This is a genomic window from Streptomyces sp. NPDC051567, from assembly GCF_044454165.1.
In the GTDB taxonomy this organism is placed as follows: Bacteria; Actinomycetota; Actinomycetes; order Streptomycetales; family Streptomycetaceae; genus Streptomyces.
Genome location: NZ_JBITDK010000037.1, coordinates 19,552 through 41,814, shown reverse-complemented (window position 1 = coordinate 41,814; position 22,263 = coordinate 19,552). Strand labels below are relative to the sequence as shown.

18 protein-coding genes and 1 pseudogene are annotated in these 22,263 nt (G+C 71.2%); 4 read left to right on the top strand and 15 right to left on the bottom strand.

The genetic code is table 11. The features are described 5' to 3' along the window. Positions 1-12 precede the first annotated feature (12 nt). Positions 13-2,130: a CocE/NonD family hydrolase gene (locus ACIA5F_RS28220; protein ID WP_399357781.1), complete on the top strand. Its 2,118-nt coding sequence runs from the start codon at positions 13-15 to the stop codon at positions 2,128-2,130. A 66-nt stretch (positions 2,131-2,196) separates the two neighbouring features. Here the strand turns inward: ACIA5F_RS28220 and ACIA5F_RS28215 are convergent, their stop codons facing one another. After that, complete coding sequence (locus ACIA5F_RS28215) at positions 2,197-3,030, bottom strand: HAD family hydrolase (RefSeq protein WP_399357769.1); 834 nt, start codon at positions 3,028-3,030, stop codon at positions 2,197-2,199. Positions 3,031-3,169: 139 nt separating this feature from the next. Here ACIA5F_RS28215 and fahA point away from each other — a divergent pair, with 139 nt between their 5' ends. The 3 genes and pseudogenes from fahA to ACIA5F_RS28200 all read left to right on the top strand — a co-directional run bounded on the left by fahA (position 3,170) and on the right by ACIA5F_RS28200 (position 5,810). Then, a complete protein-coding gene (fahA, locus tag ACIA5F_RS28210) occupies positions 3,170-4,393 on the top strand; it encodes a fumarylacetoacetase (RefSeq protein WP_399357767.1) in 1,224 nt (407 codons plus the stop codon). Positions 4,394-4,563: 170 nt separating this feature from the next. Then, positions 4,564-5,139 carry a hypothetical protein gene (locus ACIA5F_RS28205; RefSeq protein ID WP_399357765.1) on the top strand — a complete coding sequence of 192 codons (576 nt, stop codon included), beginning with the start codon at positions 4,564-4,566 and terminating at the stop codon, positions 5,137-5,139. Positions 5,140-5,210: 71 nt separating this feature from the next. Next, a pseudogene (locus ACIA5F_RS28200) lies at positions 5,211-5,810 on the top strand (Uma2 family endonuclease). A gap of 81 nt (positions 5,811-5,891) precedes the next feature. Here the strand turns inward: ACIA5F_RS28200 and nuoN are convergent. The 14 genes from nuoN to ACIA5F_RS28130 form a co-directional block, all read right to left on the bottom strand. Beyond that, the gene (gene nuoN / locus ACIA5F_RS28195) at positions 5,892-7,547 is read right to left on the bottom strand and encodes an NADH-quinone oxidoreductase subunit NuoN (protein ID WP_399357763.1); all 1,656 of its coding nucleotides are present in this window, start codon (positions 7,545-7,547) and stop codon (positions 5,892-5,894) included. Next, positions 7,544-9,151 carry an NADH-quinone oxidoreductase subunit M gene (locus ACIA5F_RS28190; RefSeq protein WP_399357761.1) on the bottom strand — a complete coding sequence of 536 codons (1,608 nt, stop codon included), beginning with the start codon at positions 9,149-9,151 and terminating at the stop codon, positions 7,544-7,546. The genes nuoN and ACIA5F_RS28190 overlap by 4 nt, the downstream gene beginning before the upstream one ends. Before the next feature lies 1 nt (position 9,152). Next, on the bottom strand, positions 9,153-11,048 hold the full coding sequence (nuoL, locus tag ACIA5F_RS28185) for an NADH-quinone oxidoreductase subunit L (RefSeq protein ID WP_399357759.1): 1,896 nt from the start codon (positions 11,046-11,048) through the stop codon (positions 9,153-9,155). A 9-nt stretch (positions 11,049-11,057) separates the two neighbouring features. Next, positions 11,058-11,357, bottom strand: coding sequence for an NADH-quinone oxidoreductase subunit NuoK (nuoK, locus tag ACIA5F_RS28180; protein WP_399357757.1), 300 nt, complete (start codon positions 11,355-11,357; stop codon positions 11,058-11,060). Next, complete coding sequence (locus ACIA5F_RS28175) at positions 11,354-12,172, bottom strand: NADH-quinone oxidoreductase subunit J (RefSeq protein WP_399357755.1); 819 nt, start codon at positions 12,170-12,172, stop codon at positions 11,354-11,356. The genes nuoK and ACIA5F_RS28175 overlap by 4 nt, the downstream gene beginning before the upstream one ends. Further along, the gene (gene nuoI, locus ACIA5F_RS28170; protein ID WP_399357753.1) at positions 12,169-12,753 is read right to left on the bottom strand and encodes an NADH-quinone oxidoreductase subunit NuoI; all 585 of its coding nucleotides are present in this window, start codon (positions 12,751-12,753) and stop codon (positions 12,169-12,171) included. Before nuoI ends, ACIA5F_RS28175 begins: the two co-directional genes overlap by 4 nt. Further along, a complete protein-coding gene (gene nuoH, locus ACIA5F_RS28165; protein WP_399357751.1) occupies positions 12,746-14,137 on the bottom strand; it encodes an NADH-quinone oxidoreductase subunit NuoH in 1,392 nt (463 codons plus the stop codon). Before nuoH ends, nuoI begins: the two co-directional genes overlap by 8 nt. 85 nt (positions 14,138-14,222) lie before the next feature. Next, positions 14,223-16,739 (bottom strand): NADH-quinone oxidoreductase subunit G, encoded by a 2,517-nt coding sequence (locus ACIA5F_RS28160; protein WP_399357749.1) that lies wholly within the window; start codon positions 16,737-16,739, stop codon positions 14,223-14,225. Further along, complete coding sequence (gene nuoF / locus ACIA5F_RS28155) at positions 16,736-18,118, bottom strand: NADH-quinone oxidoreductase subunit NuoF (RefSeq protein ID WP_399357747.1); 1,383 nt, start codon at positions 18,116-18,118, stop codon at positions 16,736-16,738. The genes ACIA5F_RS28160 and nuoF overlap by 4 nt, the downstream gene beginning before the upstream one ends. Then, positions 18,118-18,873 carry an NADH-quinone oxidoreductase subunit NuoE gene (gene nuoE, locus ACIA5F_RS28150; RefSeq protein ID WP_399357745.1) on the bottom strand — a complete coding sequence of 252 codons (756 nt, stop codon included), beginning with the start codon at positions 18,871-18,873 and terminating at the stop codon, positions 18,118-18,120. Before nuoE ends, nuoF begins: the two co-directional genes overlap by 1 nt. Then, complete coding sequence (locus tag ACIA5F_RS28145) at positions 18,870-20,204, bottom strand: NADH-quinone oxidoreductase subunit D (RefSeq protein WP_399357743.1); 1,335 nt, start codon at positions 20,202-20,204, stop codon at positions 18,870-18,872. Before ACIA5F_RS28145 ends, nuoE begins: the two co-directional genes overlap by 4 nt. After that, positions 20,204-20,995, bottom strand: coding sequence for an NADH-quinone oxidoreductase subunit C (locus ACIA5F_RS28140; protein WP_399357741.1), 792 nt, complete (start codon positions 20,993-20,995; stop codon positions 20,204-20,206). The genes ACIA5F_RS28145 and ACIA5F_RS28140 overlap by 1 nt, the downstream gene beginning before the upstream one ends. Further along, on the bottom strand, positions 20,992-21,546 hold the full coding sequence (locus ACIA5F_RS28135; protein ID WP_399357739.1) for a NuoB/complex I 20 kDa subunit family protein: 555 nt from the start codon (positions 21,544-21,546) through the stop codon (positions 20,992-20,994). The genes ACIA5F_RS28140 and ACIA5F_RS28135 overlap by 4 nt, the downstream gene beginning before the upstream one ends. A gap of 14 nt (positions 21,547-21,560) precedes the next feature. Beyond that, positions 21,561-21,920, bottom strand: a complete 360-nt coding sequence (locus ACIA5F_RS28130) for an NADH-quinone oxidoreductase subunit A (RefSeq protein WP_399357737.1) — start codon at positions 21,918-21,920, stop codon at positions 21,561-21,563. Positions 21,921-22,263 lie beyond the last annotated feature (343 nt).

The window sequence follows — 22,263 nt, the reverse complement described above, 5'->3', positions numbered from 1 at the left end:
CCCGAACCGGCGGTGGAACAGCCGCCACCGGGGGACGGCCACGCCTCCCCCGGACGGGCGGCCGTCCGCCCGGACCACCCGTACCCGACCGCACATGAGGATGTCCGGATTCCGCTCCCGGACGGCGTGCGGCTCCACGCCCGGATCTGGCGCCCGGTGACCGCAGAGCCGGTCCCGGCGCTGCTGGAGTACCGGCCGGACCGGCTGACGGACCGGACCGCGCCGCGCGACGGGCAGCGCCACCCCTGGTACGCGGGGCACGGCTACGCCTCGGTACGGGTGGACGCGCGCGGCCACGGGTGCGGCGGCGGCCGGCCGGGCGACCCGTACGACGGGCGGGAGCCGGCCGACGGGGTCGCGGTGGTGCGGTGGCTGGCGGAGCAGCCGTGGTGCACGGGGTCGGTGGGGCTGTTCGGGATCTCCCGGGGCGCCTCCGAGAGCCTGCGGATCGCGGCGCTCGGCCCCGGGCCGCTCAAGGCGGTCGTCGCCGTCTGCCCGACGGACGACCGGTACGACAACGGCGGTCCGTACGCGGGCGGCTCGGTGTCGGCCGCGGGCCTGCACGCGCGGGGAGCCGCCGCGCTGGCCCGCGCCGCGTGCCCGCCGGACCCGGCCTTCGTCGGAGACGGCTGGCGCGAGCAGTGGCTGGACCGGCTGGCCGGGCTCGAACCACCGGTCCACACCTGGCTCGCGCACCAGACGCGGGACGCCTACTGGCGCCACGGCAGCCCCCGCGAGGAGTACGGGGCGAGCGGCGCGGACGGCACGAGCGGCGGGCCCGGGGCGGGCAGCGGGCTGGTCACGGGCGGCGCGGCGGTCCTGGCCGTGGGCGGCTGGCACGAGCCGTCCCGGGACACCGTGCTGCGGCTGGTCCAGCACCTGCCGCCCACCCGGGTCCGGGGCCTGATCGGGCCGTGGTCGCACCAGTACCCCGACCAGGGGTTCTCGCCGGGCCCCGCGATCGGTTTCCTCCAGGAGACCCTGCGCTGGTGGGACCACTGGCTCAAGGGCGAGGAGAACGGCGTGATGGACGAGCCGCTGCTGCGCTCCTGGATCAGCGCCTCCCACCCGCCGGCCACGCGCTACGGGGAGCTGCCGGGCCGCTGGGCCGGGGACCGCCACCTGCCCGGGGCCTCGGTCGTCCCCGTCCCGTACGGGCTCCAGGGCGCGCCGGTGGCCGTCGTCTCGCCGCAGCACACCGGGGTGGACGCGGGCCGGCCGTGCCCGCTCGGCGACGACGCGGACCTGCCGCCGGACCAGCGGGAGGAGGACGCGCGGTCGGCCTGCTTCGAGTTCCCGGTGGAGGGCGGGGAGCCGCTGGAGATCCTGGGGCGGCCCTCGGTGCTCCTGCGGCTGCGGCTGGACGTGCCGTACGGGCAGGTGGTGGCCCGGCTCTGCGACGTGGCCCCGGACGGCTCCTCGACGCTGGTCACCCGGGGCGCGCTGAACCTCTCCGCCCGCCGGGGCCCGGGCCGGGCGGACCCGTGGCCGGTGGGCGCGTACGAGGACGTCGACTTCGAGCTGAGCGGCATCGGCCACGCCTTCGCGCCCGGCCACCGCATCCGCCTCGGGCTCTCCTCGGCGTACTGGCCGTGGCTCTGGCCGCGCGCGGGCTCGGAGGCGGGCTGGACCCTGGACCCGGCGGGCAGCGCGCTGACCCTCCCGGTCCGGTCCCGGTCCGCGACGGACGGGGGCGTCGCCTTCGGCCCGCCGGAGCAGTCGCCCCCGCCGGTCGTGGCCTCCCCGGCCACCCTGGACGAACCGCCTCCGCGACGGCTGGTCGTACGGGACGTCGCGCGCGGGACCTGGCGGCTGGAGGTGGACCCCCGTCACGGGGACACCCCGTACGGGGGCATCCGGTGCTACCCGGACGGGCTGGAGGTCACCGAGGAGGCGCGGGAGGTCTACGAGATCCAGCAGGACGACGCGCTCTCGGCCCGGACCCGCTCCCGGTGGGACCTCCGGTTCCACCGGCCGGAGCTGGGCTGGGACGCGCGGGTGGAGACCCGTTCGGAGATGTCGTGCGACGAGGGCGCCTTCCTGACCTCGGACGAGGTGGTGTGCCGGGAGGGCGGGGAGGTGGTCTTCCACCGCACCTGGGAACGCCGGCTGCCCCGCGCGGCGGGCTGAACCGGGGCGCGGGGCGGGAGCCGGCGGGTACCGGTGGGAGCTAGTGCCCTAGTGCCGCGTCAGGCATTAGGGGAAACCTACAAACACCCCCGGCCGGCCGAACAGCCGTTCCAGCACCACCGCGATGCCGTCGTCCTCGTTCGACAGCGTCACCTCGTCCGCGACGGCGACCAGCTCCCGGTGGGCGTTGGCCATGGCCACCCCGTGCGCGGCCCACGCGAACATGGGGACGTCGTTCGGCATGTCCCCGAACGCGATCGTCCCCGAGGCCGGCAGCCCCAGCATCCGCGCCGCCCGCGCCAGACCGCTCGCCTTGTCGGTGCCCGGGGGCTGGAGTTCCACCGTGTGCTCGCCCGCCATGGTGACGTTCACCAGGTCCCCGACCACCGAGCGGGCCACGCGCGTCAGTTCGTCGTCGTCCAGCCGGGGGTGCTGGAGCAGCACCTTGTTGATCGGCGCCGCCCACAGGTCGCGGCGGCGCGGCACCGGCACGGTCGGCAGGTGCGGGTGCCACATCCGGTAGCCCGGCTCCATCAGCATCTCCGCGTCCACCCCCTCCTGGTTGACGGCCGCGTAGACCTCGCCGACCTCCGCCTCGATCTTGCCGAGGGCCACCTCGGCCAGCTCCCGGTCCATGGAGACGGAGTGCAGCAGACGGCCGCGCGCCGCGTCGTACACCTGCGCTCCCTGCCCGCACACCGCGAGCCCTGTATATCCGAGCCCGTCCAGGACGTGGCGCACCTGCGGAACCGGGCGGCCGGTGACGATGATGTGCCGGGCGCCGGCCGCACGGGCCGTCTCCAGCGCCTCGTACGAGCGGGCGGAGACGGTGTCCCCGGCGCGCAGCAGAGTCCCGTCCAGGTCGGTGGCGATCAGGACATAGGGGAGGGCTGAAGTCACGGCGCCAAGGATACGGACCCCTTTGGACAAGTCCTACAAATAGCGCCCGAATCCGGCCTCCCGCAGCCACCACCCGCCACGTAACGTGTCAACCAGCCCGGGACACCCCCGGACCGCGTCGAAAGCGAGGCAGCATCCCATGCCCCAGCAGAGCCCCCTCGATGTCCCCGAGGGCGACCCGTTCGGGCCGCACAACCTCCCGTACGGCGTCTTCTCCACCGCGCGGGACCCCCGCCGCCGCATCGGTGTGCGCATCGGCGGGCACGTGCTCGACGCCGGGGCCGCCGCCGTCGCGCTCGGTTCCCCGTACGCCGGGCTGCTCGGGCAGCCCTCCCTCAACCCGCTGCTGGCCGCCGGGCGCACCGCCTGGCGCGATGTGCGCCGCGCGCTGACCGCCTGGGTCACCGACCCCGGCCACCGCCCGGCCGTGGAGCCGCACCTGCTGCCGCTGGACACGATCACCTCGCACCTGCCGTACGAGGTCGCCGACTACGTCGACTTCTACGCGAGCGAGAACCACGCCACCAACGTCGGACGGATCTTCCGGCCCGACGGGGACGCGCTGACGCCCAACTGGAAGCACCTGCCGATCGGTTACCACGGCCGTGCGGGCACGATCGTGGTCTCCGGGACGGACGTCGTACGCCCCCACGGGCAGCGCAAGACCCCCACCGACCCGGCGCCCGTCTTCGGGCCCTCCGTCAAGCTCGACATCGAGGCCGAGGTCGGTTTCGTCGTCGGCACCCCCTCCGAGCTGGGACGGCCGGTGGCGCTGGACGCGTTCGAGGACCACGTCTTCGGGCTGTTCCTCCTCAACGACTGGTCGGCGCGGGACATCCAGGCGTGGGAGTACGTGCCGCTGGGCCCCTTCCTCGGCAAGTCCTTCGCCACCTCCGTCTCCGCCTGGGTCACCCCGCTGGAGGCGCTGGACGCGGCCCGGGTCGCCCCGCCCGCCCGGGACTTCCCGCTCCTGCCCTACCTGGACGACGCCGACGGCGACCGGCCCGGCGGCTTCGACCTGCGGATCTCCGTAGCGGTCAACGGGCAGGAGATCGCGACGCCGCCGTTCGCGTCGATGTACTGGACGGCAGCCCAGCAGCTCGCGCACATGACCGTCAACGGCGCCTCCCTGCGCACCGGCGACGTCTACGGCTCCGGCACGGTCAGCGGACCCTCCGCCGGGGAACGCGGCTCGCTGCTGGAGCTGACGTGGAACGGCCGCGACGCCATCGAACTCGCCGACGGCAAGCGCACCTTCCTGGAGGACGGCGACACGGTCACCCTCACCGCCTGGGCCCCGGGCGCGGGCGGCACCCGCGTCGGCCTCGGCGAGGTCACCGGCCGGATCACGGCCGCCCGGTAGACCCCGGGCACCTGCTGCCTGCCACCTGCCCCGTACGGCACGGGCTCCGGCCGGAGCCCGTGCCGTACGGGCCCCGCGCTCCCGCCGGACCCGTTTGGGGGCATGCCGCGTGCACGGGTCCCGCCGCGCCGGGATGGTGGACGCAACGCCCCCGAGTGGCAGGAGCCCCGATGTCCGCACGTCCGCTCAAGGCCGGTCTCGTCTGCGCCGCCGCCGTCTCCATGGCCCTGTCCGTCCTCCCCCCGGCCCAGGCGGTGGACGGCCCGGCGCCCGACCCCACGAACCGGCGGGCGGTGCTCGACCTGGCGACGGCGTACCGCGTGACGGCGAAGTACGCGGACGAGCGGGCCGCGATAGCCGACGGCTACGTCCGCACCGACGACTGTCTGGCCAACCCGCGCGGCCCGGGAGCCATGGGCTTCCACTACATCGACCCGTCCCGCTGGGGCTCGACCGACCCGAGCCGCCCGACCGCGGTGATCTACGGCCCGGAGAAGGGCCCCGGCGGCGGGCGCACCCTCTACGCCGTCGAGTGGATGGTCTCCGACGCCGACCAGGACCTGCGGACGAAGGACGACCGCCCCACCATGTTCGGCCTCCCCTTCGACGGCCCGATGCCGGGCCACTCCCCCGGGATGCCGATCCACTACGACCTCCACATGTGGGGCTACAAGAACAACCCCGCCGGCCCCTTCCACAACTGGAACCCCGCCATCACCTGCCCCACCGCCCACGAACACCCGTAGAAATGCCCCGTAGGAGCGAATCCCCGCCGAGTCCCGTCCATTCGCTGGACGGACCCGCGAAACTCCGGCTCGTGGGAACACCGACGAACCCGGAACACCGCTGGCCGATCCCCCCGCCGGGCGGCTGGACCGCCGATGACCTGGACACGCTTGCGAATCTGCCTCCGCACACGGAGCTGATCGACGGAAGCCTGATCTTCGTGGGTCCGCAGACCCTCTTCCACTCACGAGCGGTCGACTTCTTCAACTGACAGCTCCAGTCACTGGTACCGGAAGGTCTGGAGGTCGTCCGCGAGTTCACCATCGACATCGACCGGCACAACCGTCCCGAGCCTGATGTGATCGTGGTCGACGAGACCGTGATCGAGAGTGACCGGCAGACCCGCTTCCCGGCCGAGGCTGTGCGGCTGGCCGTCGAGGTGGTCTCTCCTGAATCCGTCGGACGGGACCGGGGCATCAAACCGGTCAAATACGCAGGAGCCCGAATCCCGCACTACTGGCGCGTCGAGAACAAGGACAGCCGTGCCGTGGTCCATGTCTACGAACTCGACCCCTCCACCGGCGCCTATGTCGCCGCCGGCATCTTCCACGACCGCCTGAAGGTCTCCGTCCCGTTCCCCATCGGCCTGGACCTCACCGCGATCACGCCGAAGCGGCGGCGCCCCGAGTAACCCCGCACACGGCGCAGGGCCCGGCCCCGGTTGTCCCGGGGGCGGGCCCTGCGCCGTTGCTGCAACCGTGCGGCGAACCGGTCAGCGGACGAACGTGCTCGCCTGGCCGGCCAGGTCCAGGAAGTACTGCGGGGCCACGCCCAGCACCAGGGTCACCGCGACACCGACCGCGATCGCCGTCATCGTCAGCGGCGAGGGGACCGCCACGGTCGGGCCGTCGGCCTTCGGCTCGCTGAAGAACATCAGCACGATCACCCGGACGTAGAAGAACGCGGCGATCGCGGACGACAGGACACCGACGACGACCAGCGCCCCGGCCCCGCCCTCCGCCGCCGCCTTGAACACGGCGAACTTGCCCGAGAACCCGGAGGTCAGCGGGATGCCCGCGAAGGCCAGCAGGAACACCGCGAACACGGCCGCCGTCAGCGGCGAACGCCGCCCCAGCCCGGCCCACTTGGACAGGTGCGTCGCCTCGCCGCCCGCGTCCCGCACCAGCGTGACCACGGCGAAGGCGCCGATCGTCACGAAGGAGTACGCGACCAGGTAGAAGAGGACGGACTGCACGCCCTCCGCCGACGTCGCGATCACACCGGCCAGGATGAAGCCCGCGTGCGCGATCGAGGAGTAGGCGAGCAGCCGCTTGACGTCCGTCTGGGTCACCGCGATCACCGCGCCCGCCAGCATCGTGACGATGGCGATGCCCCACATCACCGGCCGCCAGTCCCACCGCAGACCCGGCAGGACCACGTACAGCAGTCGCAGCAGCGCGCCGAAGGCCGCGACCTTGGTGGCCGCCGCCATGAAGCCGGTGATCGGGGTCGGGGCGCCCTGGTAGACGTCCGGGGTCCACATGTGGAAGGGGACCGCGCCGACCTTGAAGAGCAGGCCCGTCAGGATCAGCGCGCCGCCGATGAGCAGCAGCACGTCGTTGCCCATGGTGCCCGCCAGCGCCGGGTCCAGCCGGGTGACGGTGCCGTCCACCACGTCCGCGATCACCGCGTACGAGACCGAGCCCGCGTACCCGTAGAGGAGGGCGATGCCGAAGAGGAGGAAGGCGGAGGAGAAGGCGCCCAGCAGGAAGTACTTGACCGCCGCCTCCTGCGACATCAGCCGCTGGCGGCGGGCGAGGGCGCAGAGCAGGTAGAGCGGGAGGGAGAAGACCTCCAGCGCGATGAAGAGGGTCAGCAGGTCGTTGGCGGCCGGGAAGATCAGCATCCCGGCGACCGCGAACATGGCCAGCGGGAAGACCTCGGTGGTCGCGAAGCCCGCCTTGACGGCGGCCTTCTCGCTGTCGCTGCCGGGTACGGAGGCCGCCTGGGCGGCGAAGGAGTCCACCCGGTTGCCGTGCGCGGCGGGGTCAAGGCGCCGTTCCGCGAAGGTGAGGAAGGCGACGGCCGAGGCCAGCAGGATCGTGCCCTGGAGGAAGAGGGCCGGGCCGTCCACGGCGATCGCGCCCATCGCGGCGATCTTCGCCTCGGTGGAGCCGTACCCGCCGGCCGCGAGGCCGATGACCGCCGCGAAGGCCGAGGCCAGCGCGGCGAGGGCGAGGGACACCTGGACGTAGTAGCGGGCGCGGCGCGGGACGAACGCCTCGACGAGGATGCCGAGGATCGCCGCGCCCATCACGATCAGCGTGGGCGCGAGCTGCGCGTACTCGATCTGGGGGGCCTGGATGCGGTCGACCGGTCCTTCGGCCGCCAGCGTCCACAGGCTGTGGGCAGCAGTCAGGGCGCTCACTTCGCCGCCTCCCCGTTCTTGGCCTCGACAGCCGCGTCCCGTACGGGAACCTCGGGCTTCGGGTCCGTCTGTTTCACGTCCGACATGGTGTGTTCCACCGCCGGGTTGACGATGTCGGTCAGCGGCTTCGGGTAGACGCCGAGCCCGATCAGCAGCACGATCAGCGGGGCGACGACGAGGACCTCGCGCACCCGCAGGTCCGGCATCGCGCGGATCTTCTCCGGTACCGGTCCGGTCATCGTGCGCTGGTAGAGCACCAGGGTGTAGAGCGCGGCCAGCACGATGCCGACGGTGGCGATGATCCCGGCGACCGGGTAGCGGGCGAAGGTGCCGACCAGGACGAGGAACTCGCTGACGAAGGGCGCCAGGCCCGGCAGGGAGAGGGTGGCGAGGCCGCCGATCAGGAAGGTGCCGGCGAGGACCGGGGCCACCTTCTGCACTCCGCCGTAGTCGGCGATGAGCCGGGAGCCGCGCCGCGAGATCAGGAAGCCGGCCACCAGCATCAGCGCGGCCGTGGAGATCCCGTGGTTGACCATGTAGAGGGTGGCGCCGGACTGGCCCTGGGAGGTCATCGCGAAGATGCCGAGCACGATGAAGCCGAAGTGCGAGATCGAGGCGTAGGCGATCAGCCGCTTGATGTCCCGCTGGCCGACCGCGAGCAGCGCGCCGTAGATGATGCTGATCAGGGCCAGGACGATGATCACGGGGGTGGCCCACTTGCTGGCCTCGGGGAAGAGTCCGAGGCAGAAGCGGAGCATCGCGAAGGTGCCGACCTTGTCGACGACCGCGGTGATCAGTACGGCTACCGGGGCGGTGGACTCGCCCATCGCGTTCGGCAGCCAGGTGTGCAGCGGCCACAGCGGGGCCTTCACCGCGAAGGCGAAGAAGAAGCCGAGGAAGAGCAGCCGCTCGGTGTTGGTCGCCATGTCGAGCGTGCCGTCGGCGCGGGCGGCGGCGATCTCCTGGAGCGAGAAGTTCCCGGCGACCACGTACAGCCCGATGACGGCGGCCAGCATGATCAGGCCGCCGGCCAGGTTGTAGAGGAGGAACTTGACGGCCGCGTAGGAGCGCTGCGCGGCGGCTTTCTCGTCGGCGCCGCTGTGGGCGCGGTCGCCGAAGCCGCCGATGAGGAAGTACATCGGGATGAGCATGGCTTCGAAGAAGACGTAGAAGAGGAAGACGTCGGTGGCCTCGAAGGAGATGATCACCATCGCCTCGACCAGCAGGATCAGGGCGAAGAAGCCCTGGGTCGGCCGCCAGCGCCGGTTCTTGGTCTCCAGCTGGTCGGCGTCGTGCCACCCGGCCAGGATGATGAACGGCATCAGTACGGCGGTGAGCGCGATGAGCGCCACCCCGATGCCGTCGACGCCGAGTTCGTAGCGGACGCCGAAGTCCTTGATCCAGGCGTGCGACTCGGTGAGCTGGTAGCGGTCGCCGCCGGGCTCGAAGCGGACCGCGACGAGCACGGCCAGGGCGAGCGTCGCCAGCGAGAAGAACAGTGCGAGCCACTTGGCCACGGTCCTGCGGGCGGCCGGGACGGCCGCCGTCAGGACGGCGCCGACCGCGGGGACCACGGCCGTCACCGTCAGAAGCGGGAAACTCATCTCACACCGCCCTCATCAGCAGGGTCACGGCGATGACGATCGCCGTGCCCCCGAACATCGAGACCGCGTAGCTGCGGGCGTAGCCGTTCTGCAGCGTGCGCAGCCGGGCCGAGAGTCCGCCGACCGAGGCGGCCGTCCCGTTGACCACACCGTCGACCAGGCTGTGGTCGACGTAGACGAGCGAGCGGGTCAGGTGTTCCCCGCCGCGGACCAGGACGACGTGGTTGAGGTCGTCCTGGTAGAGGTCCCGCCGGGCCGCCCGGGTGAGCAGCGAGCCGCGCGGGGCGGTGACCGGGACGGGCCTGCGGCCGTACATGGCCCAGGCGATGGAGACGCCGATCACCAGGACCACCATGGTCGCCAGGGTGACGGTCAGGGCGCTGACCGGCGGGTGCCCGTGCGCGTAGCCGGTGACGGGCTCCAGCCAGTTCAGGAAGCGGTCGCCGATGCCGAAGAAGCCGCCCGCGAAGACCGAGCCGAAGGCCAGGACGATCATGGGCAGGGTCATCGACCTCGGGGACTCGTGCGGGTGCGGCGCGTGGCCTTGGGCATCGGGCTGCCAGCGCTTCTCGCCGAAGAAGGTGAGGAGCATGACGCGGGTCATGTAGAAGGCGGTGATCGCCGCGCCCAGCAGGGCGACGCCGCCCAGGATCCAGCCCTCGGTACCGCCCTTGGCGAAGGCGGCCTCGATGATCTTGTCCTTGGAGAAGAAGCCGGACAGGCCCGGGAAGCCGATGATGGCGAGGTAGCCGAGGCCGAAGGTGACGAAGGTGACGGGCATGTACGTGCGCAGCCCGCCGTACTTGCGCATGTCGACCTCGTCGTTCATGCCGTGCATCACGGAGCCGGCGCCGAGGAAGAGTCCGGCCTTGAAGAAGCCGTGCGTCACCAGGTGCATGATGGCGAAGACGTATCCGATCGGGCCGAGCCCGGCGGCCAGGATCATGTAGCCGATCTGCGACATGGTCGAGCCCGCCAGGGCCTTCTTGATGTCGTCCTTCGCGCAACCGACGACGGCGCCGAAGAGCAGCGTGACCGCGCCGACGATGGTGACGACGAGCTGTGCGTCCGGCGCCCCGTTGAAGATGGCGCCCGAGCGGACGATGAGGTAGACGCCCGCCGTGACCATGGTGGCCGCGTGGATCAGGGCCGAGACCGGGGTCGGGCCCTCCATCGCGTCGCCGAGCCAGGACTGCAGCGGCACCTGCGCGGACTTTCCGCAGGCGGCCAGGAGCAGCATCAGGCCGATCGCCGTCAGGGTGCCCTCGGAGGTCTCGCCGACCGAGGCGAGCACCGGCCCGAAGGCGAAAGTCCCGAAGGTGGTGAACATCAGCATGATCGCGATCGAGAGGCCGATGTCACCGACCCGGTTGACCAGGAACGCCTTCTTGGCGGCGGTGGCCGCGCTGGGCTTGTGCTGCCAGAAGCCGATCAGGAGGTAGGAGGCGAGGCCGACGCCCTCCCAGCCGAAGTACAGCAGCAGGTAGTTGTCGGCGAGGACGAGCAGCAGCATCGCCGCGACGAACAGGTTGAGGTAGCCGAAGAAGCGGCGGCGGCGTTCGTCGTGCTCCATGTACCCGATCGAGTACACGTGGATGAGCGTGCCCACCCCGGAGATGAGCAGGACGAAGGTCATCGACAGCTGGTCCAGCTGGAAGGCGATGTCCGCCTGGAAGCCTTCCACCGGCACCCAGCTGAACAGGTGCTGGTGCAGGGTGCGGTCCTCGGCGCCGCGCCCCAGCATGGCGGCGAAGAGGGCGACGCCGATGCCGAAGGAGACGGCGGCGAGCAGGGTACCGAGCCAGTGGCCGGTCCGGTCGAGGCGACGGCCGCCGCACAGCAGCACCACCGCTCCGAGCAGGGGCGCCGCTACCAGCAGCGCGATCATGTTCTCCACAGCGACCCCTTACAGCTTCATCAGGCTGGCGTCGTCGACCGAGGCCGAGTGGCGGGTACGGAACAGCGACACGATGATCGCCAGGCCGACGACGACCTCCGCGGCGGCGACGACCATCGTGAAGAACGCGATGATCTGGCCGTCGAGGTTGCCATGCATCCGGGAGAAGGCGACGAAGGCGAGGTTGCAGGCGTTGAGCATCAGCTCGACGCACATGAACAGCACGATCGTGTTCTTCCGGATCAGGACCCCGGCCGCGCCGATGGTGAACAGCAGCGCCGCCAGGTACAGGTAGTTGACCGGGTTCACTTCGATGCCTCCTCACGGCCGAGGCGCTCCGAGGAGCGCTGCTCCAGCGCCTTGAGGTCGTCGAGCGCCTCGCTCGACACGTCGCGGATCTGGCCGCGTCCGCGCAGGGTCTTGTTGACGGTCAGTTCGGACGGGGTGCCGTCCGGCAGCAGACCGGCCACGTCCACCGCGTTGTGCCGGGCGTAGACGCCGGGCGCGGGGAGCGGCGGGAGCTGGACGCCCTCACGGACGCGCCGCTCGGCGAGTTCGCGCTGGGTGGCGGCCCGCTCGGTGCGCTCGCGGTGGGTGAGCACCATCGCGCCGACGGTCGCGGTGATCAGCAGCGCGCCGGTGAGTTCGAAGGCGAAGACGTACTTGGTGAAGATCAGCTGGGCCAGGCCCTCGACGTTCCCGCCCGAGTTGGCGCGGCCGAGCCCGGTGAAGTGGGTGATCCCGGCGTTGCCGATGCCGGCGGTCAGCAGGATGCCGAAGCCGAGCCCGCACGCGGCGGCGAGCCAGCGCTGTCCCTTGAGGGTCTCGGTGAGCGAGTCGGCGGCGGTGACGCCGACGAGCATGACCACGAAGAGGAAGAGCATCATGATCGCGCCGGTGTAGACGATGACCTGGACGACGCCCAGGAAGTACGCCCCGTTGGCGAGGTAGAAGACCGCCAGGACGATCATCGTCCCGGCCAGGCTGAGGGCGCTGTGCACGGCCTTCCTCATGAGGACCGTGGCGAGCGCGCCGACGACGGCGACGACGGCGAGAATCCAGAACTGCACGGCCTCACCGGTGGAGGTGAGCGAGGTGGCCGCCGCGGCGATCGTGTGCGTCACGCCCCGGCCCCCTCTTCCGCCGGCCGCTCACCCTTGGACACGGCCACCTGCCGGACCGTGCCGGGGGCGGCGCCGGTCACCAGCCCGCGGTAGTAGTCCTGTTCGTCGGTGCCCGGGAAGACCGAGTGCGGTGCCTCGACCATGTTCTCGGTGAGACCGGAGAGGAGCTGTTCCTTGGTGTAGATGAGCGATTCGCGGCTGGAGTCGGCCAGTTCGAACTCGTTCGTCATCGTCAGCGCCCTCGTCGGGCACGCCTCGACGCACAGCCCGCACAGGATGCAGCGGGCGTAGTTGATCTGGTAGACGGCGCCGTACCGCTCGCCCGGGGAGTAGCGCTCCTCCTCGGTGTTGTCCGCGCCCTCCACGTAGATCGCGTCGGCGGGACAGGCCCAGGCGCACAGCTCGCACCCGATGCACTTCTCCAGACCGTCCGGATGGCGGTTGAGCTGGTGCCGTCCGTGGAAGCGCGGGGCGGTGGTCTTGCGCTGTTCCGGGTACTGCTCGGTGAGGCGCTTCTTGAACATGGCCGTGAAGGTCACGCCGAAGCCCGCCACCGGGTTCTGCCACTTCTCGTCAGACATTCTCAGCACCCTCCTCTCGGTCACTGTCAGTATTCGCCCCGCCACTGACAATCAGCTCCCGCTCGGTGCGGGGCCGTCGGCGCGGTACGGGTGCCAGGTGCTGGCCGGGTTTGGGCGGTACGGGGAAACCGCCCGCCAGCGGGTCGAAGGGTGCGGCGTCGGCCTTGTCCGCCGCTTCGGCGTCGGCCTTCTCCCGTCTGTCGCGGAAGAAGTCGGCGACGAGGGAGATCAGCAGGATCGCGACGACCGCGCCGCCGACGTAGAGCACGATGTTGCCGAAGCCGTAGTTCTCGTTGCGCAGCGCCCGGACGGTGGCCACCAGCATCAGCCAGACCACGGAGACCGGGATCAGGACCTTCCAGCCGAGCTTCATCAGCTGGTCGTAGCGGACGCGGGGCAGGGTGCCGCGGAGCCAGATGAAGAAGAACAGCAGCAGCTGGACCTTGAGGACGAACCAGAGCATCGGCCACCAGCCGTGGTTGGCGCCCTCCCAGTAGGTGGAGATCGGCGCCGGGGCCCGCCAGCCGCCGAGGAAGAGCGTCACGGAGACCGCCGAGACGGTGACCATGTTGACGTACTCGGCCAGCATGAACAGCGCGAACTTGATGGAGGAGTACTCGGTGTTGAAGCCACCGACGAGGTCGCCCTCGGACTCCGGCATGTCGAAGGGGGCGCGGTTGGTCTCGCCGACCATCGTGATGACGTAGATGATGAAGGAGACCGGCAGCAGCACGATGAACCAGCGGTCCGCCTGCGCCTCCACGATCGCCGAGGTGGACATCGAGCCGGAGTAGAGGAAGACCGAGGCGAAGGCCGCGCCCATGGCGATCTCGTAGGAGATCATCTGCGCGCAGGAGCGCAGGCCGCCCAGGAGCGGGTAGGTCGAGCCGGAGGACCAGCCCGCCAGCACGATGCCGTAGATGCCGACCGAGGCCACCGCGAGGATGTAGAGCATCGCGATCGGCAGGTCGGTCAGCTGCATCGTGGTGCGCTGGCCGAAGATGGAGACCTCGTTGCCGGGGGGGCCGAAGGGGATCACGGCGATGGCCATGAACGCCGGGACCGCCGCGACGACCGGGGCCAGGATGTAGACCATCTTGTCGGCCCGTTTGACGACGATGTCCTCCTTCAGCATCAGCTTGACGCCGTCGGCGAGCGACTGGAGGAAGCCCCAGGGGCCGTTGCGGTTGGGGCCGATGCGCAGCTGCATCCAGGCGACGACCTTGCGCTCCCACACGATGGAGAAGAGCACGGTGACCATCAGGAAGACGAAGCAGAACACCGCCTTGAGCAGGACGAGCCACCAGACGTCCCGGCCGAAGAGGGACAGGTCCTCGGCGGCGAGGATGTGCGGCTGGGCCGCGAACTGGGCGAGGGGGGTCACGCTCGCGCCTCCCGTGCGGGGGCCGGGACGGTGCCCGGCCGAAGGACGTGGGTACGGGTCCGCGGGTCCCGGGTGGTGGTCGCGGTCACGGCCGCACCTCCGCGTCCGCGCCGTCCGCCGGACCGATGCGCACGAGGGTCCCCGGGCGGGTGCCCAGGTCCGCGAGGGCGCCGGAGCCGGTGGAGTTCAGCGGGAGCCAGACCACGCGGTCGGGCATCTCGGTGATGCGCAGCGGGAGGCGTACGGAACCGGCCGGGCCGGTGACGGCGAGGACGTCGCCGTCCTTGACGCCCGTCTCGGCGGCCGTGGCGGCCGAGAGCCGGGCGGCGGCCTCGTGCCGGGTCGCGGCCAGGGCCTCGTCGCCCTCCTGGAGGCGTCCCTGGTCGAGGAGGAGCCGGTGCCCGGCGAGGACGGCCTCGCCCGCTCCGGGCCGGGGCAGCGGCGCGGCGGCGGTGACGTGGACCGGGGTCCGTCCGCCGGTCCACGGGCCGAGCCGGTCGAGTTCGCGGCGGACGGCGTGCAGGTCGGGCAGGCCGATCGGCCGGCCGGCCGCTTCGGCCAGCATGTGCAGGACGCGGGCGTCGGCGGGGGCGAGGCGGCGGGTCATCTGGTCGGGCTTGAGCGCCGCCTCGAACGGGCGGAGCCTGCCCTCCCAGGTGAGGAAGGCGCCCGCCTTCTCGGCCACCGCGGCGACCGGGAGGACCACGTCCGCGTGGTCGGTGACCTGGCCGGGCCGCAGTTCCAGGGAGACGACGAACGCCTCCCGCAGGGCGAGCAGCGCACGGGCCGGGTCCGGCAGGTCGGCGACCTCGACGCCCGCGACGAGGAGCGCGGACAGTTCGCCTCCGGCCGCGGCCTCGACGATCTGGCCGGTGTCACGGCCGTGCCGGTGCGGGAGTTCGTCCAGGCCCCAGACGGCGGCGACCTCGCTGCGGGCGCGCGGGTCGGTGGCCGGACGGCCGCCGGGCAGCAGCGAGGGCAGGGCGCCCGCCTCGACGGCGGCCCGTTCCCCGGCCCGGCGGGCGATCCACACCAGTTGGGCGCCGGTCGCGGCGGCGGTACGGACGGCGGCGGTCAGCGCGCCGGGCACCCCGGCGAGGCGCTCCCCGACGACGATGACGGCGCCGGGCTCGCGCAGCGCGTCGGCGGCGGCCGGGCCGCCGGGCTCCAGGGCGGTGCGGGAGGCCAGCGCGTCGAGCCAGGCGGGTTCGGTGCCGGGTGCGGCGGCCAGCAGGGTGCCGCCCGCCTTCTCCAGGCCGCGGGTGGCGAAGGGGGCGAGGGCGAAGGTCCGCTGCCCCCGCTTGCGGTGGGCCTTGCGCAGCCGCAGGAAGACGCCCGGGGCCTCCTCCTCGGCCTCGATCCCGGCGAGCAGCACGGCGGGCGCCGCCTCCAGCGAGGCGTACGTGACGCCCGTGCCGTCGATGTCCCTGCCGGTGCCGGCCACGGTGGCGGCCAGGAACTCGGCCTCCTCCGCGCTGTGCACGCGGGCCCGGAAGTCGATGTCGTTGGTGTCGAGCACCACCCGGGCGAACTTGGCGTACGCGTAGGCGTCCTCGACGGTCAGGCGCCCGCCCGTCAGGACCGCGGCACCAGCACCTCCGGTGCGGGCGGCCCGGCCGCGCGCGGCGGCGAGACCGGCCGCCGCCGCGTCCAGGGCCTCGGGCCAGCTCACCGGTTCCAGGACCCCGGCGGCGCTGCGCACCAGCGGGGTCGTCAGCCGGTCCGGGCGCTGCGCGTAGCGGAACCCGAAGCGGCCCTTGTCGCAGAGCCACTCCTCGTTGACCTCGGGGTCCTCCGCGGCCAGGCGGCGCAGGACCTTGCCGCGCCGGTGGTCGGTGCGGGTCGCGCAGCCGCCCGCGCAGTGCTCGCACACGCTCGGGGAGGAGACGAGGTCGAAGGGGCGGGAGCGGAACCGGTAGGCGGCCGAGGTGAGGGCGCCGACGGGGCAGATCTGGATGGTGTTGCCGGAGAAGTACGACTGGAAGGGGTCGCCCTCGCCGGTGCCGACCTGCTGGAGCGCGCCGCGTTCCAGCAGCTCGATCATCGGGTCGCCCGCGATCTGCTCCGAGAAGCGGGTGCACCGCGCGCACAGCACGCACCGTTCGCGGTCCAGGAGCACCTGGGCGGAGATGGGCACGGGCTTCTCGTAGGTCCGCTTGCGGCCCTCGAAGCGGGACTCGGCGTTGCCGTGCGACATGGCCTGGTTCTGGAGCGGGCACTCGCCGCCCTTGTCGCAGACGGGACAGTCCAGCGGGTGGTTGATGAGCAGCAGCTCCATCACCCCGCGCTGGGCCTTGTCGGCGGCCCCGGAGGTCAGCTGGGTCTTGACGACCATGCCGTCCGTGCAGGTGATGGTGCAGGAGGCCATCGGCTTGCGCTGGCCCTCGACCTCGACCATGCACTGGCGGCAGGCGCCGACCGGGGCGAGGAGGGGGTGGTCGCAGAAGCGGGGGATCTCGACGCCGAGCTGTTCGGCGGCCCGGATGACGAGGGTGCCCTTGGGGACGGACAGTTCGGCCCCGTCGATCGTGAGCGTGACGAGGTCCTCGCGCGGCGCGGGGGCCTCGCCGCCGCCCGCAGGGGCGTTCGTGGTGACGGTCATGCGTTCACCTCCGTGTCAGCCCAGAGGGTCGACTTCCTGGGGTCGAAGGGGCAGCCCTTGCCCGTGATGTGCTGCTCGTACTCCGCCCGGAAGTACTTGAGCGAGGAGAAGATCGGGCTGGCCGCGCCGTCGCCGAGCGCGCAGAAGGACTTGCCGTTGATGTTGTCGGCGATGTCGTTCAGCTTGTCGAGGTCGGACATGGCGCCCTTGCCGGCCTCGATGTCGCGGAGCAACTGGACCAGCCAGTAGGTGCCTTCGCGGCAGGGGGTGCACTTGCCGCAGGACTCGTGGGCGTAGAACTCCGTCCACCGGGTGACGGCCCGCACCACGCAGGTCGTCTCGTCGAAGCACTGGAGGGCCTTGGTGCCGAGCATCGAGCCGGCCGCGCCCACGCCCTCGTAGTCGAGCGGGACGTCGAGGTGTTCGGCGGTGAACATGGGGGTGGAGGAACCGCCGGGGGTCCAGAACTTCAGCCGGTGTCCGGGGCGCATGCCGCCGCTCATGTCGAGGAGCTGGCGCAGGGTGATGCCGAGGGGGGCCTCGTACTGGCCGGGGCCGACGACGTGCCCGGAGAGCGAGTAGAGCGTGAAGCCGGGGGACTTCTCGGTCCCCATCGCCTTGAACCAGTCCTTGCCCTTGTTCAGGATCGCGGGAACCGAGGCGATGGATTCGACGTTGTTGACCACAGTGGGGCACGCGTAGAGCCCCTCGACGGCAGGGAAGGGAGGACGCAGCCGGGGCTGACCGCGCCGGCCTTCGAGGGAGTCGAGCAGTGCCGTCTCCTCGCCGCAGATGTACGCGCCCGCCCCCGCGTGCACCGTGAGTTCGAGGTCGAGTCCGCTCCCGAGAACGTTCTCCCCGAGGTAACCGGCCTCGTACGCCTCGCGCACCGCCTCGTGCAGGCGCCGCAGGACCGGGACCACCTCGCCGCGCAGGTAGATGAAGGCGTGTTTCGACCGGATCGCGTAACAGGCGATGATCATTCCCTCGATGAGGGAGTGCGGGTTGGCGAAGAGAAGGGGGATGTCCTTGCAGGTTCCCGGCTCCGACTCGTCCGCGTTCACGACGAGGTAGTGCGGTTTTCCGTCGCCCTGCGGGATGAACTGCCACTTCATCCCGGTGGGGAAGCCCGCGCCGCCACGTCCGCGCAGACCGGAGTCCTTCACGTACGCGATGAGGTCGTCCGGGGTCATCGCGAGGGCCTTGCGCAGGCCCTCGTACCCCTCGTGGCGCCGGTAGGTCTCCAGCGTCCACGACCGGGGGTCGTCCCAGAACGCCGACAGGACGGGTGCGAGGAGTTTCTCCGGGCTGGCGCCCGTGCCGGGGCCGTCCTGGCGGGAGAGGTCCCCGCGGCTTTCCTTCGGAGTCGACACGGTCATCACTCCCCTCCCTCGGTGCCGGCCTCGCCACGCGGGTGCACGATCGAGGTGTGCGGGCTCTCGCCGCGGGCGATGCGCAGGCCGATGAGCGAGGCGGGACCGGCGCCGCCGCTCGCGGCGACCGCACCGGGCCGCTCGTCCGGGAAGCCGGCCAGGATGCGGGCGGTCTCCTTGTACGTGCACAGCGGCGCGCCCCGGGTCGGGGCGACGGGCCGGCCGGCCAGCAGGTCGTCCACCAGCGCCTTGGCGGAGCCGGGGGTCTGGTTGTCGAAGAACTCCCAGTTGACCATCACCACGGGGGCGAAGTCGCAGGCCGCGTTGCACTCGATGTGTTCCAGCGTGACCTTGCCGTCGGCGGTGGTCTCGTTGTTGCCGACCCCGAGGTGTTCCTTGAGTTCGTCGAAGATGGCGTCGCCGCCCATCACCGCGCACAGGGTGTTGGTGCAGACGCCGACCTGGTACTCCCCGGAGGGCTTGCGCCGGTACATCGTGTAGAAGGTGGCGACGGCGGTGACCTCGGCGGTGGTCAGGCCCAGGGTCTCGGCGCAGAAGCGCATGCCGGTGCGCGAGACGTACCCCTCCTCGGACTGGACGAGGTGCAGCAGCGGCAGGAGGGCGCTGCGGCTGTCGGGGTAGCGGGCGATGATGTCGGCGGCGTCGGCGGCGAGCCGCTCGCGGACCTCCGCCGGGTAGTCGGGGGCCGGCAGCTGGGGCATGCCCAGGCTCACCCCCTCGTTCACAGGACTGGCGGTCATCGGTCGACGCCTCCCATCACGGGGTCGATGGAGGCGACGGCGACGATGACGTCGGCGATCTGGCCGCCTTCGCACATCGCGGCCATGGCCTGCAGGTTGGTGAAGGACGGGTCGCGGAAGTGGACCCGGTAGGGGCGGGTGCCGCCGTCGGAGACGACGTGGACGCCGAGTTCGCCCTTGGGGGACTCGACGGCCGTGTACGCCTGTCCGGCCGGTACCCGGAAGCCCTCGGTCACCAGCTTGAAGTGGTGGATGAGGGCCTCCATGGAGGTGCCCATGATGTTCCTGATGTGGTCGAGCGAGTTGCCGAGCCCGTCCGGTCCCATCGCGAGCTGCGCGGGCCAGGCGATCTTCTTGTCGGCGACCATGACCGGGCCCGGCTCCAGCCGTTCCAGGCACTGTTCGACGATCCGCAGCGACTGGCGCATCTCCTCCAGGCGGATCAGGAACCGCCCGTACGAGTCGCAGGTCTCGGTGGTCGGCACGTCGAACTCGTAGGTGTCGTAGTCGCAGTACGGGTCGGTCTTGCGCAGGTCGTGCGGCAGGCCGGCGGAGCGCAGTATCGGGCCGGTGACGCCCAGGGCCATGCAGCCGGTCAGGTCGAGGTGACCGACGTCCTGCATGCGGGCCTTGAAGATGGGGTTGCCGGTGGCGAGCTTGTCGTACTCCGGCAGGTTCTTCTTCAGGGTCCCGACGACGTCGCGGAGCTGGTCGACGGCGCCCGGGGGCAGGTCCTGCGCGAGGCCGCCGGGGCGGATGAACGCGTGGTTCATGCGGAGCCCGGTGATCAGCTCGAAGACGTCGAGGATCAGCTCGCGGTCGCGGAGACCGTAGATCATGATCGTGGTCGCGCCCAGTTCCATGCCGCCGGTGGCGATGCACACCAGGTGCGAGGAGATCCGGTTGAGCTCCATCAGCAGGACGCGCAGGACGGTGGCGCGGTCGGGGATCTGGTCGGTGATGCCGAGCAGCTTCTCGACGCCGAGGCAGTAGGCGGCCTCGTTGAAGAGCGGTGTCAGGTAGTCCATGCGCGTGACGAAGGTGGTGCCCTGCGTCCAGTTCCGGTATTCGAGGTTCTTCTCGATGCCGGTGTGGAGGTAGCCGATGCCGCAGCGGGCCTCGGTGACCGTCTCGCCGTCGATCTCCAGGATGAGCCGGAGCACGCCGTGGGTGGACGGGTGCTGGGGGCCCATGTTGACGACGATCCGCTCGTCGTCCGCACGGGCCGCGGCCTGGACGATCTCGTCCCAGTCGCCGCCGGTGACGGTGTAGACGAGTCCCTCGGTGGTCTCCCGGGAGGAGGCGTGGGAGGTGCCGTGTGAAGTGGACATCAGCTGTACGACCTCCGCTGGTCGGGGGCCGGGATCTGGGCGCCCTTGTACTCGACGGCGATGCCGCCGAGCGGGTAGTCCTTGCGCTGCGGGAAGCCCTGCCAGTCGTCCGGCATCATGATCCGGGTGAGGGCCGGGTGCCCGTCGAAGACCAGGCCGAAGAAGTCGTACGCCTCGCGCTCGTGCCAGTCGTTGGTCGGGTAGACGGTGACGAGCGACGGCAGGTGCGCGTCACTGTCCGGGACGGACACCTCCAGCCGCAGGATGCGGCCGTGGGTGAGCGAGCGCAGGTGGTAGACGGCGTGCAGTTCGCGGCCCTTGTCCTGCGGGTAGTGCACGCCGCTGACGCCGGTGCAGAGTTCGAAGCGCAGCGCCGGGTCGTCGCGCAGGGTGCGTGCGACGCGGACGAGGTGTTCGCGGGCGATGTGGAAGGTCAGCTCGCCCCGGTCCACCACCGTCTTCTCGATGGCGTTCGCGGGGAGCAGGTCCTGCTCCTCCAGGGCGCCTTCGAGTTCGTCGGCGACCTCGTCGAACCAGGACCCGTACGGGCGGGTGCTCGGGCCCGGCAGGACCACGGTGCGGACCAGGCCGCCGTAACCGCTGGTGTCACCGCCGCCGCCGTTCGTGCCGAACATGCCCTTGCGGACGCCGATGACCTCGGGGCCCCGGTCCCGGGGGGCCGGGACGTTGGCGGCGTCGCCGCCGGTGTTGCCGGTGTTGCCGGTGCCTGCGCCGGGGTCTGCTCCGGTGCTGTTGGTATTGCCGTTCTCCGGCTCGTGGGTCTCGCTCACCGCAGGAGCCCCTTCATCTCGATGAGGGGGAGCGCCTTGAGGGCCGCCTCCTCCGCCTCGCGGGCCGCCTCTTCCCGGTTCACGCCGAGCTTGGAGCCCTGGATCTTCTGGTGGAGCTTGAGGATCGCGTCCAGCAGCATCTCGGGGCGGGGCGGGCAGCCGGGCAGGTAGATGTCCACCGGAACGATGTGGTCGACGCCCTGGACGATCGCGTAGTTGTTGAACATTCCGCCGGAGGAAGCGCACACCCCCATGGAGATGACCCATTTGGGAGCGGGCATCTGGTCGTACACCTGCCGCAGTACGGGCGCCATCTTCTGGCTGACCCGGCCGGCCACGATCATCAGGTCGGCCTGGCGCGGGGAGCCGCGGAAGACCTCCATGCCGAAGCGGGCCAGGTCGTACCGGCCCGCGCCGGTCGTCATCATCTCGATGGCGCAGCAGGCCAGGCCGAAGGTCGCGGGGAAGACGGATGCCTTGCGCACCCAGCCCGCGGCCTGTTCGACGGTGGTCAGCAGAAAGCCGCTCGGCAGCTTCTCTTCCAGTCCCATGGAAACTCAGCCCCTCAGTCCCATTCCAGGCCGCCGCGGCGCCAGACGTAGGCGTAGGCGACGAAGACGGTGAGCACGAAGAGCAGCATCTCGACGAGCCCGAAGATCCCCAGGGAGTCGAAGGTGACGGCCCAGGGGTAGAGGAAGACAACCTCGATGTCGAAGACGATGAAGAGCATCGCCGTCAGGTAGTACTTGATGGGGAAACGGCCGCCGCCGGCCGGCACAGGAGTGGGCTCGATGCCGCACTCGTACGCCTCAAGCTTTGCCCGGTTGTACCTTCTTGGGCCGATCAGCGTGGCCATGACCACGGAGAAGATCGCAAACCCTGCGCCGAGGGCGCCGAGCACGAGGATGGGCGCGTACGCATTCACGCTCCTCGCTCCTTCCAGTCGTCCTTGACCGTTGGACCGCCGTGCCGGCCGGGGGCACCTCCCAGGGGGTCCCCCCGGACGGCGTCTGGGGGAGGTAGCCGGGGAGTGTCCCGCCTCGCGAAGATCGTGTACATGTGAGGCAGTTCACAAGCCGGACTGCTGCGCATCTTATGCCCGGCCGTCTGTGATCTGCGACACGGGTAACAACAACGCGTTTGTGATCTCCACCACCTGACGAAGGATCATGAAGTCCGATGAGCGGTGATCTACGTACACGAAGCATGCACATGATCACCAAAGGTGACATCCAGGATCGTTACCGCAGGTAGGAGAGGCGTCGCCC